The 13,141-nt window shown below is 43.7% G+C and carries 14 protein-coding genes; 5 read left to right on the forward strand and 9 right to left on the reverse strand.

Translation table 11 applies throughout. The features are described from left to right. Positions 1-10: 10 nt before the first annotated feature. Positions 11-751, reverse strand: coding sequence for an SDR family oxidoreductase (locus ACHFJ9_RS02850; RefSeq protein ID WP_005398281.1), 741 nt, complete (start codon positions 749-751; stop codon positions 11-13). Positions 752-1,757: 1,006 nt separating this feature from the next. On the opposite strand from ACHFJ9_RS02850, the gene ACHFJ9_RS02855 reads away from it, so the two are divergent. Together ACHFJ9_RS02855 and ACHFJ9_RS02860 are read left to right on the forward strand one after the other, a co-directional pair. Next, complete coding sequence (locus ACHFJ9_RS02855) at positions 1,758-2,378, forward strand: LysE family translocator (protein ID WP_046875887.1); 621 nt, start codon at positions 1,758-1,760, stop codon at positions 2,376-2,378. A 16-nt stretch (positions 2,379-2,394) separates the two neighbouring features. Next, the gene (locus ACHFJ9_RS02860; protein WP_395355369.1) at positions 2,395-2,661 is read left to right on the forward strand and encodes a hypothetical protein; all 267 of its coding nucleotides are present in this window, start codon (positions 2,395-2,397) and stop codon (positions 2,659-2,661) included. 62 nt (positions 2,662-2,723) lie between these two features. On the opposite strand, the gene secF is transcribed toward ACHFJ9_RS02860, so the two are convergent. The 4 genes from secF to ACHFJ9_RS02880 form a co-directional block, all read right to left on the reverse strand. Continuing rightward, positions 2,724-3,626, reverse strand: coding sequence for a protein translocase subunit SecF (secF, locus tag ACHFJ9_RS02865; RefSeq protein WP_395355150.1), 903 nt, complete (start codon positions 3,624-3,626; stop codon positions 2,724-2,726). A gap of 2 nt (positions 3,627-3,628) precedes the next feature. Next, on the reverse strand, positions 3,629-5,467 hold the full coding sequence (gene secD / locus ACHFJ9_RS02870; protein ID WP_258686634.1) for a protein translocase subunit SecD: 1,839 nt from the start codon (positions 5,465-5,467) through the stop codon (positions 3,629-3,631). Between the two features lie 164 nt (positions 5,468-5,631). Continuing rightward, entirely contained in the window at positions 5,632-6,111 is a 480-nt protein-coding gene (locus ACHFJ9_RS02875) for a hypothetical protein (protein WP_104973502.1), read from the reverse strand. Between the two features lie 125 nt (positions 6,112-6,236). Beyond that, positions 6,237-6,905, reverse strand: a complete 669-nt coding sequence (locus ACHFJ9_RS02880; RefSeq protein WP_161442808.1) for an SH3 domain-containing protein — start codon at positions 6,903-6,905, stop codon at positions 6,237-6,239. Between the two features lie 103 nt (positions 6,906-7,008). Between ACHFJ9_RS02880 and ACHFJ9_RS02885 the strand changes: the two genes are divergently transcribed. Beyond that, on the forward strand, positions 7,009-7,557 hold the full coding sequence (locus ACHFJ9_RS02885; protein WP_395355153.1) for an ATPase: 549 nt from the start codon (positions 7,009-7,011) through the stop codon (positions 7,555-7,557). A 526-nt stretch (positions 7,558-8,083) separates the two neighbouring features. Here ACHFJ9_RS02885 and ACHFJ9_RS02890 read toward each other — a convergent pair. Together ACHFJ9_RS02890 and ACHFJ9_RS02895 are read right to left on the reverse strand one after the other, a co-directional pair. Continuing rightward, positions 8,084-8,707 (reverse strand): class I SAM-dependent methyltransferase, encoded by a 624-nt coding sequence (locus ACHFJ9_RS02890; RefSeq protein WP_053807919.1) that lies wholly within the window; start codon positions 8,705-8,707, stop codon positions 8,084-8,086. Positions 8,708-8,712: 5 nt separating this feature from the next. Further along, positions 8,713-9,168 carry an Lrp/AsnC family transcriptional regulator gene (locus tag ACHFJ9_RS02895; protein WP_031780652.1) on the reverse strand — a complete coding sequence of 152 codons (456 nt, stop codon included), beginning with the start codon at positions 9,166-9,168 and terminating at the stop codon, positions 8,713-8,715. 148 nt (positions 9,169-9,316) lie between these two features. Here ACHFJ9_RS02895 and ACHFJ9_RS02900 point away from each other — a divergent pair, with 148 nt between their 5' ends. Together ACHFJ9_RS02900 and ACHFJ9_RS02905 are read left to right on the forward strand one after the other, a co-directional pair. Next, on the forward strand, positions 9,317-10,243 hold the full coding sequence (locus ACHFJ9_RS02900) for a DMT family transporter (RefSeq protein ID WP_047008123.1): 927 nt from the start codon (positions 9,317-9,319) through the stop codon (positions 10,241-10,243). A gap of 94 nt (positions 10,244-10,337) precedes the next feature. Beyond that, the gene (locus ACHFJ9_RS02905; protein WP_065646235.1) at positions 10,338-11,000 is read left to right on the forward strand and encodes a flagellar brake protein; all 663 of its coding nucleotides are present in this window, start codon (positions 10,338-10,340) and stop codon (positions 10,998-11,000) included. A 2-nt stretch (positions 11,001-11,002) separates the two neighbouring features. Here ACHFJ9_RS02905 and ACHFJ9_RS02910 read toward each other — a convergent pair whose 3' ends face one another. Both ACHFJ9_RS02910 and ACHFJ9_RS02915 read right to left on the reverse strand, forming a co-directional pair. Further along, positions 11,003-12,040 (reverse strand): DUF2955 domain-containing protein, encoded by a 1,038-nt coding sequence (locus ACHFJ9_RS02910; protein WP_046875880.1) that lies wholly within the window; start codon positions 12,038-12,040, stop codon positions 11,003-11,005. A gap of 12 nt (positions 12,041-12,052) precedes the next feature. Beyond that, positions 12,053-13,111 carry an HlyD family secretion protein gene (locus ACHFJ9_RS02915; RefSeq protein WP_104972361.1) on the reverse strand — a complete coding sequence of 353 codons (1,059 nt, stop codon included), beginning with the start codon at positions 13,109-13,111 and terminating at the stop codon, positions 12,053-12,055. Positions 13,112-13,141 lie beyond the last annotated feature (30 nt).

Below are 13,141 nucleotides of genomic sequence, written 5' to 3' on the forward strand. Positions count from 1 at the left end.
TCTTCTCTCCTTAGTGCATATATAGGCCGCCATTCACCGACAAAGTCTCACCGGTGATATAGGCTCCTGCATCGCTGACCAAGAAGCTGACTGATGCTGCAATTTCTTCTGGTGTAGCAAGGCGTTTCATTGGGATTTGATTCGTGATGGATTCCAATACTTCTGGCTTCATTTGCTCAACCATTGGTGTACCAGTGTAACCTGGCGCAATAACATTTACTGTCACACCCGAACGAGCACCTTCATACGCCAACGCTTTAGAGAAACCTATCATCCCAGCTTTCGCCGCCGAGTAGTTTGCTTGACCAAACTGCCCTTTTAGGCCATTGACTGAAGAGATGTTAATAACACGACCACCGCCTTTTTCGCACATAGCAGCGAACAGAGGTTGCGTAACGTTGAATAGACTATTGAGGTTGGTATTAATGACGTCATTCCAAGCTTGCGCAGTCATCTTTTTAAACACGCCATCACGTGTGATACCTGCGTTGTTGATAACGACATCAATGGTCCCTTCTTCCTCAAGCAATTGCGCTAACTTTGCTGCACACTCTGCAGTGTTTGTTACGTCCAACTCAAAAAGGCGAACCTGATCTTTGGTAAACCCTTTACTGTTGAACCACTCCAACGCACATTCATAGTTGCCTGTGAAATACGTAGCGATTACACGGTAACCATCATTCACTAATTGAGAGGAAATAGCAGAACCAATTCCGCCTTTTGATCCGGTGATCAAAGCGACTTTCTTCATCGAAGACTCCATTCTTAACGGCATTTAAAAAAGCAAACTAAATACACTGATAAAATAAATCACCAACTGACGTGTTTATTTATTCTTTTGGCTATCAATCCTGTGATGCCTTTTATTTTAAGTTAAACCAGAAATATTACATTTCAAATAAAAAACTAATCCATTTGCATAAGATTGATTTAGATCTCATTAAACATGAAATGTTATAAAATGGTTAACTATTTATAAGTCATTGTTTTAAATAAAATAAAGTTAAACACAAGCTTATCAGAACATAAATTTAATCATTATTTATCAATAAGTTACATACCGAACAGTGGACGTTACATCATCTCATGATTTCAGATACCACTCTCATGCTCAGAGTTGTTCTCTATAAATACGATTAGAATAATAATTCAAATATCAATATAAGCAATTGTCAGTAATATCATTTAATTACTAACTTAAATGATATTTAAGACAGTATAAACTTAATTTTATATTTATAGTTTCGCTTATGAAAAGTGGTATATTTAGAATGTAAACAATAGAAGAAAACGTCTCATTTTGGTGCAGTTCGCACTATTATGACGCAGCAATTAAAAAATAATTTCAGTTTTATTTTAAATATCCAAATAACATCAATTAACTAGCATTTAACGTATCGAATCACTTTTTATCTATTGAAGTACCGGTACGGTGCAATATTCGATGGTGCCATCTCCTAAAGCAATCATCTAGATTCTTTAACCCAGTAAATTGATGTTATACCCAAATGACGTCAAGATGCAGAAATCGTGTCAGTGACATGCTCCGCAGGGCGAGTTTCCTTATCCCACAGCCTTTGTTAACGATTTTTGATTTAGAACCACTAGATCTTCAAATCGTTGCCGTGCCTGTGAGCCAAGTCATTCTCGCTGAACCTAAGCACCTTGAGGTTATTTGGGGATATTTGGGGATAGTATCCTTTATCAATTTGCACTATCTTTGTGGCTTCTATCAAATCACTTAGTTATCAACAAACATGAATCTTGCATTGCTCAGTATGTTCATCCCTACCTTCTTTTTTGTCTCAATTACACCAGGAATGTGCATGACGCTCGCCTTAACGCTAGGAATGAGTATCGGTTATCGCCGCACATTATGGATGATGATTGGTGAACTCGTCGGTGTCGCGCTGGTTTCAGTCTCGGCAGTACTAGGGATCGCAGCGATCATGCTCAACTATCCTTGGATGTTTATCGCACTAAAGTTTATTGGTGGCGGCTACTTACTCTATCTTGGTGTAGAAATGTGGCGATCTCGAGGTAAGTTAGCAATAAATGTCGATAATTTAGAAAAACCCAAAAGTGGCAATGTCGCGCTCATCATGCAAGGCTTCGTTACCGCTATCGCAAACCCAAAAGGCTGGGCATTTATGATTTCTCTACTGCCGCCTTTTATCGATCAAAATGCGGCTCTTGCTCCACAGCTGATCGTGCTTGTCTCCATCATCCTTCTTTTTGAGTTCATTTGTATGTCTCTGTATGCCACGGGTGGCAAAGGACTGAAACGCGTGTTGGGTCAATCAAAGAATGTGCGTCTGATGAACCGTATCGCGGGCACTTTAATGATGGGGGTTGGTGTTTGGCTATTACTGAGCTAAAGCAACGCTGGAAATGATGAAAAATATCCTAAGAAAAATTACGCGAAACATAAGTGAAGTATTAGATTTTCAGGCCCGAGTTTGGGTCGTAAACGTTTATGCTGGAGAACACAAAGGCGAATCTTACGTTGTAAACGAAGACAGCTTTTCTGAGCCATTGCAATGGATGAAAAAGAAATGTTATCACACATCCATGCTGCGCCTGGTTGAATCGATGAAGCGCTCTCAAATCATTGAGTTCGATTTAGGTCACGTCAAACACCGCCTGATGCGTGTGAAATAGCACAAAGTAAAACGCCACTCAAACTGAGTGGCGCAAGCACTTTTAACCTTCAGCACCTCGCCTTACGGCGCGGTATCAATCTCGACAGGTAAGTAGTGCTTCGGTTCTAGTTTGAACAGTTCAGGTAATACGGTACCAATGGAAATGGAAGACCATGTACCTGATAGCACACCAATAAACATCGCGGTTGAGAAACCCGCTAGCGGTGCTCCCCCCATAATCCATAGTGCACCAACAGTAATCAGTGTTGTGCCTGATGTCACCATCGTTCTAGAGAACGTCGCGATGACAGCCTGGTCATTGATGTCTTCCATTTTCCAACTTTGTTTCGCGATCAGTAGCTCACGAATTCGATCTGAAATGATGATCGAATCATTCAATGAGTAACCTAAAATTGCCAATACGGCAGCAAAAACCGTTAAGTTGAATTCCATTTGGGTAACGGCGAAGAAGCCGAGGACGACAATTACGTCATGAGCCAGAGCAAATACAGAGCCACTCGCTAAGCGCCATTCAAAACGGAAACACAAGTAACCAAGGATGCTCAGCACACAAATCAATAGTGCTAAACCGCCTTGGTCAAACAAATCCTGGCCAACTTGAGCACCAACAATACTGTTGCTGACGACATCAACTTGATGTGAAACTGGCTTTAATACATCTTCCACACTTGGCAGAGTTTGCCCTTCTTCAGGGGCGGAGTAGCGAATGAGCCAACGACCATCTTCACCTGTGCGGGTGACAGAGGTTGATTCACCAAGTTTTGGTTGTAGTGCATCAAGCAGATCGTGGTTGGTTAACGACTTATCGACTTTCACTTCTGTCACCATACCACCAGTGAAATCCAAGCCGAGATTCAACCCTTTAAAGCCCAGAGCACCAAGTGCGATCACCGTCAAAACGATAGAAACTAGCGTAGTGAAGTGGCGAATTTTACGAATATTTTGTTTTAGCATTTCGACCATGATTAAACCCTCACATCACGACGGGCATCTCGGCCCCAAATTAAATTGATCATTGCTCTAGAGGCAAATACGCCTGTAAACATACTGGTTAACAAACCTAATCCGAGTGTTAAAGCAAAGCCTTGGATTGGACCGTTACCGATGGCGTATAAAATTACGGCGGTGATCATGGTAGTAATGTTGGCATCAAGGATGGTCGAGAACGCGCTATCAAAGCCCAGATCAATCGCTTGAGCGAAACTGCGGCCTTCACGCATTTTGTCCTTAATACGTTCGAAGATAATAACGTTGGTGTCCACTGCCATACCAACGGTTAACACCAACCCTGCAATACCTGGAAGCGTTAGCACCGCACCTGGTAACAAGGCAATTAAGCCAAGCAAACAAAGCATGTTTGCACAAAGCGCCACATTCGCCACCCAACCTAAGCGGCGGTACCAAAGGGCCATAAAGGTCAGTGTTAACCCCATACCTAAAGCAAGTGCCGCAAAACCATTTTCAATGTTTTCAGCTCCCAAAGAAGCACCAATAGTGCGCTCTTCTACGATAGTAACCGGGGCTGTTAGCGACCCCGCACGAAGTAATAGCGCTAACTGCTGCGCTTCGTCCATGCTGCCAGCGCCGGTAATACGGAACTGGCTACCAAGTTGAGATTGAATAGTCGCAACGCTGATAACGCGCTCGCTGCGCTCTGTTACGCCACGATCGTTTGTCTTGTATTCGCGATAAACCGTCGCCATTGGCTTGCCAATATGCGTTGCAGAGAAATCACTCATCTTTTTACCGCCCGCGTGGTCAAGCGAGATGTTAACTTCAGACATACCCATATTGTCGACGCCTGCACGAGCGTTAACAATGTGCTCACCCGTTAGGACTGGTCGTTTCTCCAGAATAACAGTTCGGCCATCGTTATCTTTCAGCACAAGATCTTGGCCGCTTCGCGCTTGGCCTGCATCTTTCACTTCGTAGAATGCCAAACTCGCAGTGGCACCAATAACGTTTTTCGCTTGTGCTGGGTCTTGTACTCCCGGGAGCTCAATACGAATGCTGTCTTTACCCTGACGCTGAACTAATGCTTCCGTAATGCCTAGCTCTTCAATACGACCACGCATAATCTTCAAGTTTTGTTGCAATGTCGTTGATTGGAACTCTTGAATATTCTGCTCACTTGGCTCAAGAACAAAACCGCGAGACGAGCTTTTCGCCACCCAACCTGGATAGTTTTGACGCAAGAATTTATTTACTTCAGCCAGGGCGGTATCACTCTCACTGTTTACCGCAATGCGGTTACCACTTTCTGCGCGAATTTGTACACCACGCACGCGCTGATCTCGCAGGCTTGCTTTGATCTCATCGATCAAAGCATTACGTTGCTCCTCAAATGCTTTATTTACGTCGACATTCAAGAGGAACTGTACCCCACCGCGAAGGTCAAGACCGAGTTTGATTGGGCTAAACCCCATCTCATTCAGCCACTCTGGAGCAACAGACACATATGAGAAGGTAATGCTGTCTTCTTTATTTAGCTCATTGTTTAGTAACGCACGAGCTTTGCTTTGCGCATTTTCATCATCGAATACAATGGTCGTTTTGCCATCTTTTTCGATGATTTTGTCTGCTGAGATGTGATTGGTTTTCAGTAGTTGATTCAACTGAACAACCGACATTTCACTGCTGTTTTGGTTTGAAAACGTTAGCTGGATCGATGGTTGCTCACCGAACCAAGTCGGAATCGCGCTTAACGTTAAGATAATGACCGTCGTGATTAATACGACATATTTCCAAGCTGAATAGTGATTCATCAGCTTTCTGTTCTTTTGCTGCTTTGGTGTTTTTTTCATGTAAACATCATCCCTTCACTACGAAGTGAAGCTTTTAATAACAAGGCTTAACACACGACAGATGCCCCCAGAATAAATTCAGGGTATGAAATGCTCAGGACGGTTACGCCCTGTTGAATACAATCGTCGTGTTAAGAGTGCACAATGGTGCAAATAGATGGTGTTTAGGCAGAAAACTGACTATTGAGTGCGACGTACATTGCGTTGGTCTCTTTCCAACCAGAAATGCGATGATCGCTTGTGAAATGATAAAAAGTGTACTGGTTTTGACGCCAATTGATATCCATCAGGCTGTAGGCATAACCTGCGTCAACATAGAAAGGCGTGTTTAGGTCACCAACAACGTCAACATGCTCATCATCGAGGCCTTCACGTAAGTGAGAAACCCAACGTTGAGTGTTAAATAGAGCTAGCGTATCGAGTCTTGCATGACTTTCAGAAATCGGAGACTGCGTCGTTTCTTCTGAGACTTCAGAAAAATCGATTGAGGTATTTGCAAAAGCAATACTCGCAACAAATGGTTGCAGCTTAGAAAAGTAAGGTAAATGAGCTTTCTGATCGATTTGCGCAGCAAAAACATGCGCTGGTAGCAATACCATCGCAAGCAGCATAAAAAGCAATTTTTTCAAGCAAATCTGAGACATAAGAACTCACTAAAAACAAAACGAGTCGAGTTTTTTCACTCGACTCGATGATAGTATTCCTATTAATTATGGTTCACAACTAAAAAGTTATAAATCTCTAGAGGCTTTAAACTAAAGGCGCTCTGTTAACGGTAAAAGATATCGCCTTTATCGACATCTAAATAGATTTTGTTCTCTTGCTCCAAACCACCACAATAAATGAAGTACACATTGCGCTTGTCATAAGTAACCGAACGAACCCAGCCACCGAGCTCTTCAAAATCACTCGGATCACAGGTTTCATCGTCTAACAATTGCTGGGTTTTCTTGCGGAAGATGTCCAAGTGGACTTTTAAATCATCCGACTTCTGCAAATATCCATCCAGTATTTCCAAACGCTCTTGTTCTTTAATAACTGGCTCTGCATCAGATAATCCTTCGGCATTCAACCACTCAGCTTTTTCTTCACCGCCCTCTTCATAAACAAGGTAACCAGAGATTCGATACCAACCATCCACTTTTTCTAACACCGATACTTTTTCTCCCTTATAGAGCGTATCGACAACCAAAGCATTAACATTTGGCTTATTGTAAACATTGATTCGACGCTCAATGACATAGTATTCGGTCACTTCAGGGGGGGCGGTTTCTAAATCCAGAATCGGTTTGGATATTTCTTCTTCCACTGGCGCTTGCTCCACTTGCGCAGCTTTTGGCGCTTCAGGTTCATCTTTTTGCATAAAGAAGAAATAGTATCCAGCACCCGCCCCACCGAGCAACAGTATGACAATCAATGCGATGAGAATTTTCTTCATGTACTTTTCCTTTTCATTCTTTGTTCTTATCTCACCGGCAACACGCATGTCGCGGAAATTTGGGTATATACTCAAAAGGGTCGGTCAACTAACGCGAGCAATAATGATCAACAAACTCAATTGGATACTGTTGTTTCTTCTGTTCCCCATTATGGGGCACGCCAATATTCAATGTAACCCATCGTCGTGGAATGACAATCTTACCCAATTCAATCGTTTAGAGTCCAATTACAATAAGCATGTTGAGGTATTCAATGCACTTTTAGCCGAACATAAGCAGCGTCAGTTATTGTCCCAAACCTTTTCCCTACATGAACTCGTATTACTTTGGCGCGCCCGCTCGAACCAAAATGCGTTCAAAACTCAATTAAAAGCCTCCATTCAATATAAAGAAGAACTCACGACTAAAGCTAATGAGTTGATTAAATTGAGCACACAATCTCAATGGTCAGCAAATGGATGGAAGAAACTTGCCCAAAAGTGCCGTGAGTCAAACGAAACTGCCAATCAAATCACTGCGGAGTGGTATAACACCAACGCTTTGCAACTTACCGAGGATTACAAACACCTTTCTTCACAGTACCAAGCACTAGCGCAACTCTATGATAAAGAAGCGAGATCGCTTCAATACGCTCAAGATGTTTCGAGGTAAAAATCGAGCCCGTTTTGAAAAGACGATGTCGGGTTTTCACTCCAATATTGGACGTTATTCGTGCTTTAATTCCCTCTTTTAGTGATCCCAACGTTATATGTAAAAAATGGGACTGTTCCCTTTTACAAACTTGACTAAACCATGACCAAGAGAGGCAACTTATAGAGACATACGTCACAATAATGCTTTACTTATGGCCAATTTTTGGTTAATTTACCCATTAATAAAATTTAATAAAAAGTCACATTTGGCTGGAGATGATGCTACAACCATGGTTATCAATCGATTAAGTAACAGGGACTGTCCTAATGCTACCAAAGCCAAGTTTTTGTCAGTAGTTAGGCACGTAAAAGAGTTTGGTTCAATCAGCGATTTGGACCTTTGTAAAATCTTCGGAGAAACAATTTGGAGTGATGGGAGGGAATACCATTCAGCTGCGTTCTCATTCAAGGTTGATAGATACACAGGTAACTGTGAAATCTCACAATACAAGCACCAATAAGGCTTAAGAATTTATAAGGCGGAGTCAGGAAACTGATTCCGCTTTTTTGATCATCGCAATCGTAAAGTCGTGATCGGAATAACCCTCAATCAATTGTGCGTCTGGACATAGCCATCGGCAATAGCGTAACACTCCAACTTTATTATGCGATGCGAGCATTCTCATGCTCGGCAGCTTTTCTTCATCCAATAAGTTAAACACGCACCCTTTCTCTGCGGTCCGGTACATTTTCTCAATCATCTCAATGGTATGATTTGGATTCGCGGATTGATAATTCAATGATCCAGAAGCAAAGACATAATCACTACGGGGCAATACCAACGTTGAAAAGTCACCGCATACGAACTCACTTTGAGTACGAAAGTCCCGCTTTCTGGCCTCAGAGATAAACTGTTTTTGCTGGTCAATGCCAATATAACTTTGGGGGCGCAGATTATTGAACTCAATAAACGCTAATAAGTCTCCGTAGCCGCACCCAATATCTAAAAGACTTGAACCGTCTAACGTTAACCCACGGCACAAGGCTTCAAATCGACTGATTTGGCTGTACTTATCTCTCCATCCCAGCGTTCGCGCTCTGTCTGTACCGAACTGTCGGTATCGCTTTCGGTGATAGTGAGCAATCTTAAGTCTATCGAGAAATTTCATCTTTCTTATGCATAAATCGGCAAGCTTCCATTTCCTTTCACTTGTCTAATAGCCAAGTGCGTATGGATATCTTTTACGTTTTCTAATCGTTGTAGCTTTCTAGTGAATGTTTCATAGCCAGCGAGATCTTTGCTGACCACTTCTAACAAATAATCATAAGCCCCTGATACAACATGGCACGAGATCACCTCGTCCATTTCAACAACAGCATGTTCAAATTCATCAATCGAAGAAGCTTGGTGGTTGTTCAAACTGACTTCAACAAATACAGTCATCGCAATACCCACCGTGTCTCTGGACACAATGGCTCGATAACCGCTAATTACGCCCTCCTGCTCTAAACGCTTAATGCGTCTTGCACAAGGTGATGCCGATAATCCTACTTTGTCAGCGAGCTCTGCCGTAGTCAGGGTTGCGTCCTTCTGCATCAAGTTGATTAGTTGCCTGTCAATTTTGTCCATTTATCCTTCCGTGCCAATAATCACTAACAATTAACATTTATACGCGCTTTATCACCAACATCAAGCTTAATTACGTCAAACTTTGCCTCCCTTTGGCACGAGTTTTATTCAACAATTAACACATCATTTACAAATGGACATGCCGACAATGATCTTGGGGTACGCAGCTATATTAACAACCTTACTGCTTTGGTCTGGTTTCTTTATTTCTTTAAAAGGGGGCGCAATTTCTAACTTGCAGCCAGCCGATATCGCGCTAGTTCGCTTTCTCATCCCAAGTTTAATTTTATTACCATTTGTGATTAAGCATAAGCAGGCGCTTCGCGTCGTGCCTAAACGCTACCTAACTGGTGTTGTGGTAGGGAGTGGCCTGCCCTACCTGCTGGTCGTCGGCACAGCTATGCACTTCGCTCCCGTGGCGCACGGCAGTGCATTAGTACCTGGTACTTTGCCATTATTTGTTTCTGCTATCGCGGTGTTGTGCTATCAACAGTCGCTGAGTGCTCACCGCTTAATCGGGCTTTCTACGGTGCTGTTAGGGATTTTCGTATTTCTTCTTTCTAATAGCGGTGCAGAGTACAACTGGTCTCAATTACAAGGCCACATCCTGTTTCTAACCGGTAGCATTATGTGGGCTGTTTTCACCATCAGTGCTCGTGTTGCTAACCTTAATGCGCATGTCTGTGCTGGATTCGTTGCAATCGCGTCTTTGGCACTGCTCATCATTGCGGTTGGCTTCGGATGGGTAGATAGTTACCTAGCGATAACGCCGATCAGTCAGTGGCCGTGGGAAGAATTATTTGGCCACGCGATGTTGCAAGGTGTCGGCGCAGGCTTAATCGCCTCTTTTACCTTTATCTATGCAATCCGAATTATTGGCGCCGAAGCCAGTGCTGCTTTTGGGTCATTAACTCCAGTCGTCGCGACACTTCTTGCCGTTCCAATCTTTGGTGAACAACCAGATTCACTTACTTGGTTAGCGCTGATGCTGGTAACCTGCGGCAGTATTGTGGCAAGCCAAATCTTTATGAAAGATGGAATGAGCCAAACTTATCGCCCACCACTTCACAGATAGCGATAATTTTACAAAAACTTTTGTCCTACTATCTTGAATAACAAAATGGCGTTTTGATAGCCTCGATTTAACCAATAATTAAAACGCCAATGTAATGCCTGCCACTCATACTAAAGATGAACTGCATAGATTCCTCAAACCGGGAATGAAACTTTCGACTAATTTCGAGTTTGGGCCTAAGGACCAGTATACGTATTCCACCACCTATCTTGGGATGAAAGAGAACGCGTATTTGATTCTTGATATACCGATGCGTTTGCTTGAAGAGCAAGTGATGAGAAAACTCCCAAACGCCGATGTCATCGTGCGCGGTGTATCAGATACGGAGTTAGGCCATGTCATTGCATTTAAATCCAGTGTGCTAACAACTGCGGTTCGTCCTTCGCCCCTTTTATTTATTCGAATTCCAGGAACATTTGCAACCAAACCAGTCCGGGAACACGAACGATATAAGCTGCAAATGGATTGTAAGATTGTTCATGCGGGGAATGTTTACGACGGTAGCCTTATCGACTTCTCACTGGCAGGTATTGGTATCTCAACCTTTATAGAGCCTGAATTCAACGTTGGTGAAAGTGTCACTATCGACTCTTCTCTAAGTCACTATATCGGAGAAGAAAATCGGTGTGTCATTGCCAACATTAAGAAGTTGGTGAAAGGCTGGGTAATAGGAATTAAGTTTGAAAGCCCAATAGCGATGAGTCACGAGCTAAAAACAGAGTTACTGGAGCAGTCCTTTCTAACCAGTAACGTCTGAACTTACTGCTGGCTAAAGCGCGTCGCCTCAAAGCTGTTGAGCACTCTGTGCACCGCATAGGTCACGAGCAGAGTGACAACAATAGCAAACAAAATACTACTCACGCGATACAGCGCGCTGAACATTAAATCGCCATCCGGAGTAAGGTATTGGCCAAATAAAATACCTAATGTAGTTAATCCGCCAAACCCAGCTCCTGACCCACTAGACTCTTTTACATGCATATAGCTGAACATCATCGCGCCAATCCACAGCAATGGGACGATAAACAGCAAGGTATCCGACCAATCGTATAGTACGAGCTGCCCAGCAATACCAAAGGTTACCCCCATCAAGGTCCCCATTGCTCTTTTGCGCGCATACCCTAAAGCACCGTTCCAGTGCATAGGAAACAATAAAAGCAAGGTTGTCGCCTGAGCGGACATAGAATCACTGAGGTCAAATAGCTGGAATACAAGGAAAGACATTGTAGCGATACTCGCCCCCATAAGGGCTTCATGACGCATGCGGTGACTCTGTTTAGGCTGAGATGGTTTTGCCGGTGGCTGACGAGGCTCTGCATCAGGGATCAAAAATGTCACGACGTAGGCCACGATCACTGAAATAACATTCGCTTGTAGGTTGCTGAATATCAGATCATTTAAGTCGGTTGTTGGATAACTCGCAAAATGCAGCATGATGCTTAAGCTCAGCACGCTATTTGCCCCAAAGAGGAATAAGCTCCCTTTTGACATACAGGCGAACTTATACAAAAACAACCCGAAGGCGATGATCGTCATCATGCCAGGATGTCCACCAAATAGCCCACCAAGAATACCGACCTCCAATCCGCATACGACCGCTGAAAAAATCAGCTGTCGTGCAGCATGCAGGCTCATGACTGGTACCATTCCAAGTAACAACATCGGTGTTACGGTAAAAAATACGCCATAATTCCAGCCAAAGACCTTACATAAGGTGAAGCCAATGGTCGCGCCAGTTGCAATGCGCAAACACTGACGGAAGTCGTTTTCCGACATGGGATGATCCCATAACTTCATATCGCCTCCCCGTTAATAAATGTAATGAAGAAGACTCAAAAATCGGATCTGACATCTCGCTAACCAGCCAGATAACGAGTTTTCTGGCAACAGTTGCACAGTCGCACGTGCCCCGGCCGGAAATGCGCGCTGTTGAGGTTCATCGATAGCTAAATGTAAACGTAAACGCTGCGCGTCTCTCACCCAGCGGTTTGAGTCTGTCGGTGTCGCTAAACGGCCATCCGCATCAAACTGGCCTGAGCTTACCCCTGCATCCACACTCGTAATACGAGCTTCAAATACGTCACCTGGCAAGCTATCAAAGGCCACTAACGCCCGACTGTTCTGATTGAAGTGCCGCAGACTCTTTTCACGAAAGTCGGCAATAATATCCACGTCATCCGAGACTAAAGCCACAAGAGGCGTACCAGCTGCCGCATAGGCACCCGTTTCCAGCTGCAAGTTAGCGACAACGCCATCATGTTCGGCCACTACTTGAGTGTAAGACAGATTAAGTTCCGCTTGTTTTAGCTGGTTTTGTGCCACGCGGATATTTACATTCGTTGCACCTAAATCGCCTCGGTTTACTTCCAACTCTTTTAAACGAGCGCGCGCGGCCAGTAAGTTTGCTCTGGCTGCCGTTGCACTACTTTGTGCGTCATCACGCTGTTGTTGCGAGGTGCCATTGCGATGAAACAATGTATCAAGACGTTTGGCTTCGCGAACTTTTTGCTCGGCGACAATTTTGCTTGCTTCAACGTCCGCTTTTGCTGCTGCAATAGAGGCATCAAGCTGTTCATTATTTTGAATCACACGCTCAAGGTTAAGTTGAGCCTTTTCTACGGCGAGCTGATAAGGCTGTGGATCAATCTGGAATAGTAGATCGCCTTGGCTTATTTCTTGGTTGTTGGCAACATAAAGATGCGTAATCTGTCCGCTCACACGGGGAGCTACTTTAGTTACCACTCGCGTTGCCATTGCCTGAGGCGTCAATGGCATGGCGAGATCTGCGACTAGAAAATAGGCAAAGACAAGGACAAACGCGACGCAAGAATACTTGATCCAACGTGCGAATTTTTGATCTGGAGTCATAGGCGTTTACTTCTCTTTTAATTCGGGTTT

The sequence above is a fragment of the Vibrio sp. D3 genome, assembly GCF_043995865.1.
GTDB lineage: Bacteria > Pseudomonadota > Gammaproteobacteria > Enterobacterales > Vibrionaceae > Vibrio > Vibrio diabolicus.

Excerpts from the sequence above, each read along its gene's own strand:
- secF (WP_395355150.1), bottom strand. The coding sequence starts at position 3,626 with ATGGTCGAAATGCTAAAACAAAATATTCGTAAAATTCGCCACTTCACT.
- ACHFJ9_RS02880 (WP_161442808.1), bottom strand. The coding sequence starts at position 6,905 with ATGAAGAAAATTCTCATCGCATTGATTGTCATACTGTTGCTCGGTGGG.
- ACHFJ9_RS02890 (WP_053807919.1), bottom strand. The coding sequence starts at position 8,707 with ATGAAATTTCTCGATAGACTTAAGATTGCTCACTATCACCGAAAGCGA.
- ACHFJ9_RS02875 (WP_104973502.1), bottom strand. The coding sequence starts at position 6,111 with ATGTCTCAGATTTGCTTGAAAAAATTGCTTTTTATGCTGCTTGCGATG.
- ACHFJ9_RS02915 (WP_104972361.1), bottom strand. The coding sequence starts at position 13,111 with ATGACTCCAGATCAAAAATTCGCACGTTGGATCAAGTATTCTTGCGTC.
- ACHFJ9_RS02850 (WP_005398281.1), bottom strand. The coding sequence starts at position 751 with ATGAAGAAAGTCGCTTTGATCACCGGATCAAAAGGCGGAATTGGTTCT.
- ACHFJ9_RS02885 (WP_395355153.1), top strand. The coding sequence starts at position 7,009 with ATGATCAACAAACTCAATTGGATACTGTTGTTTCTTCTGTTCCCCATT.
- ACHFJ9_RS02910 (WP_046875880.1), bottom strand. The coding sequence starts at position 12,040 with ATGAAGTTATGGGATCATCCCATGTCGGAAAACGACTTCCGTCAGTGT.
- ACHFJ9_RS02900 (WP_047008123.1), top strand. The coding sequence starts at position 9,317 with ATGATCTTGGGGTACGCAGCTATATTAACAACCTTACTGCTTTGGTCT.
- secD (WP_258686634.1), bottom strand. The coding sequence starts at position 5,467 with ATGAAAAAAACACCAAAGCAGCAAAAGAACAGAAAGCTGATGAATCAC.
- ACHFJ9_RS02855 (WP_046875887.1), top strand. The coding sequence starts at position 1,758 with ATGAATCTTGCATTGCTCAGTATGTTCATCCCTACCTTCTTTTTTGTC.
- ACHFJ9_RS02895 (WP_031780652.1), bottom strand. The coding sequence starts at position 9,168 with ATGGACAAAATTGACAGGCAACTAATCAACTTGATGCAGAAGGACGCA.
- ACHFJ9_RS02860 (WP_395355369.1), top strand. The coding sequence starts at position 2,395 with ATGAAAAATATCCTAAGAAAAATTACGCGAAACATAAGTGAAGTATTA.
- ACHFJ9_RS02905 (WP_065646235.1), top strand. The coding sequence starts at position 10,338 with ATGCCTGCCACTCATACTAAAGATGAACTGCATAGATTCCTCAAACCG.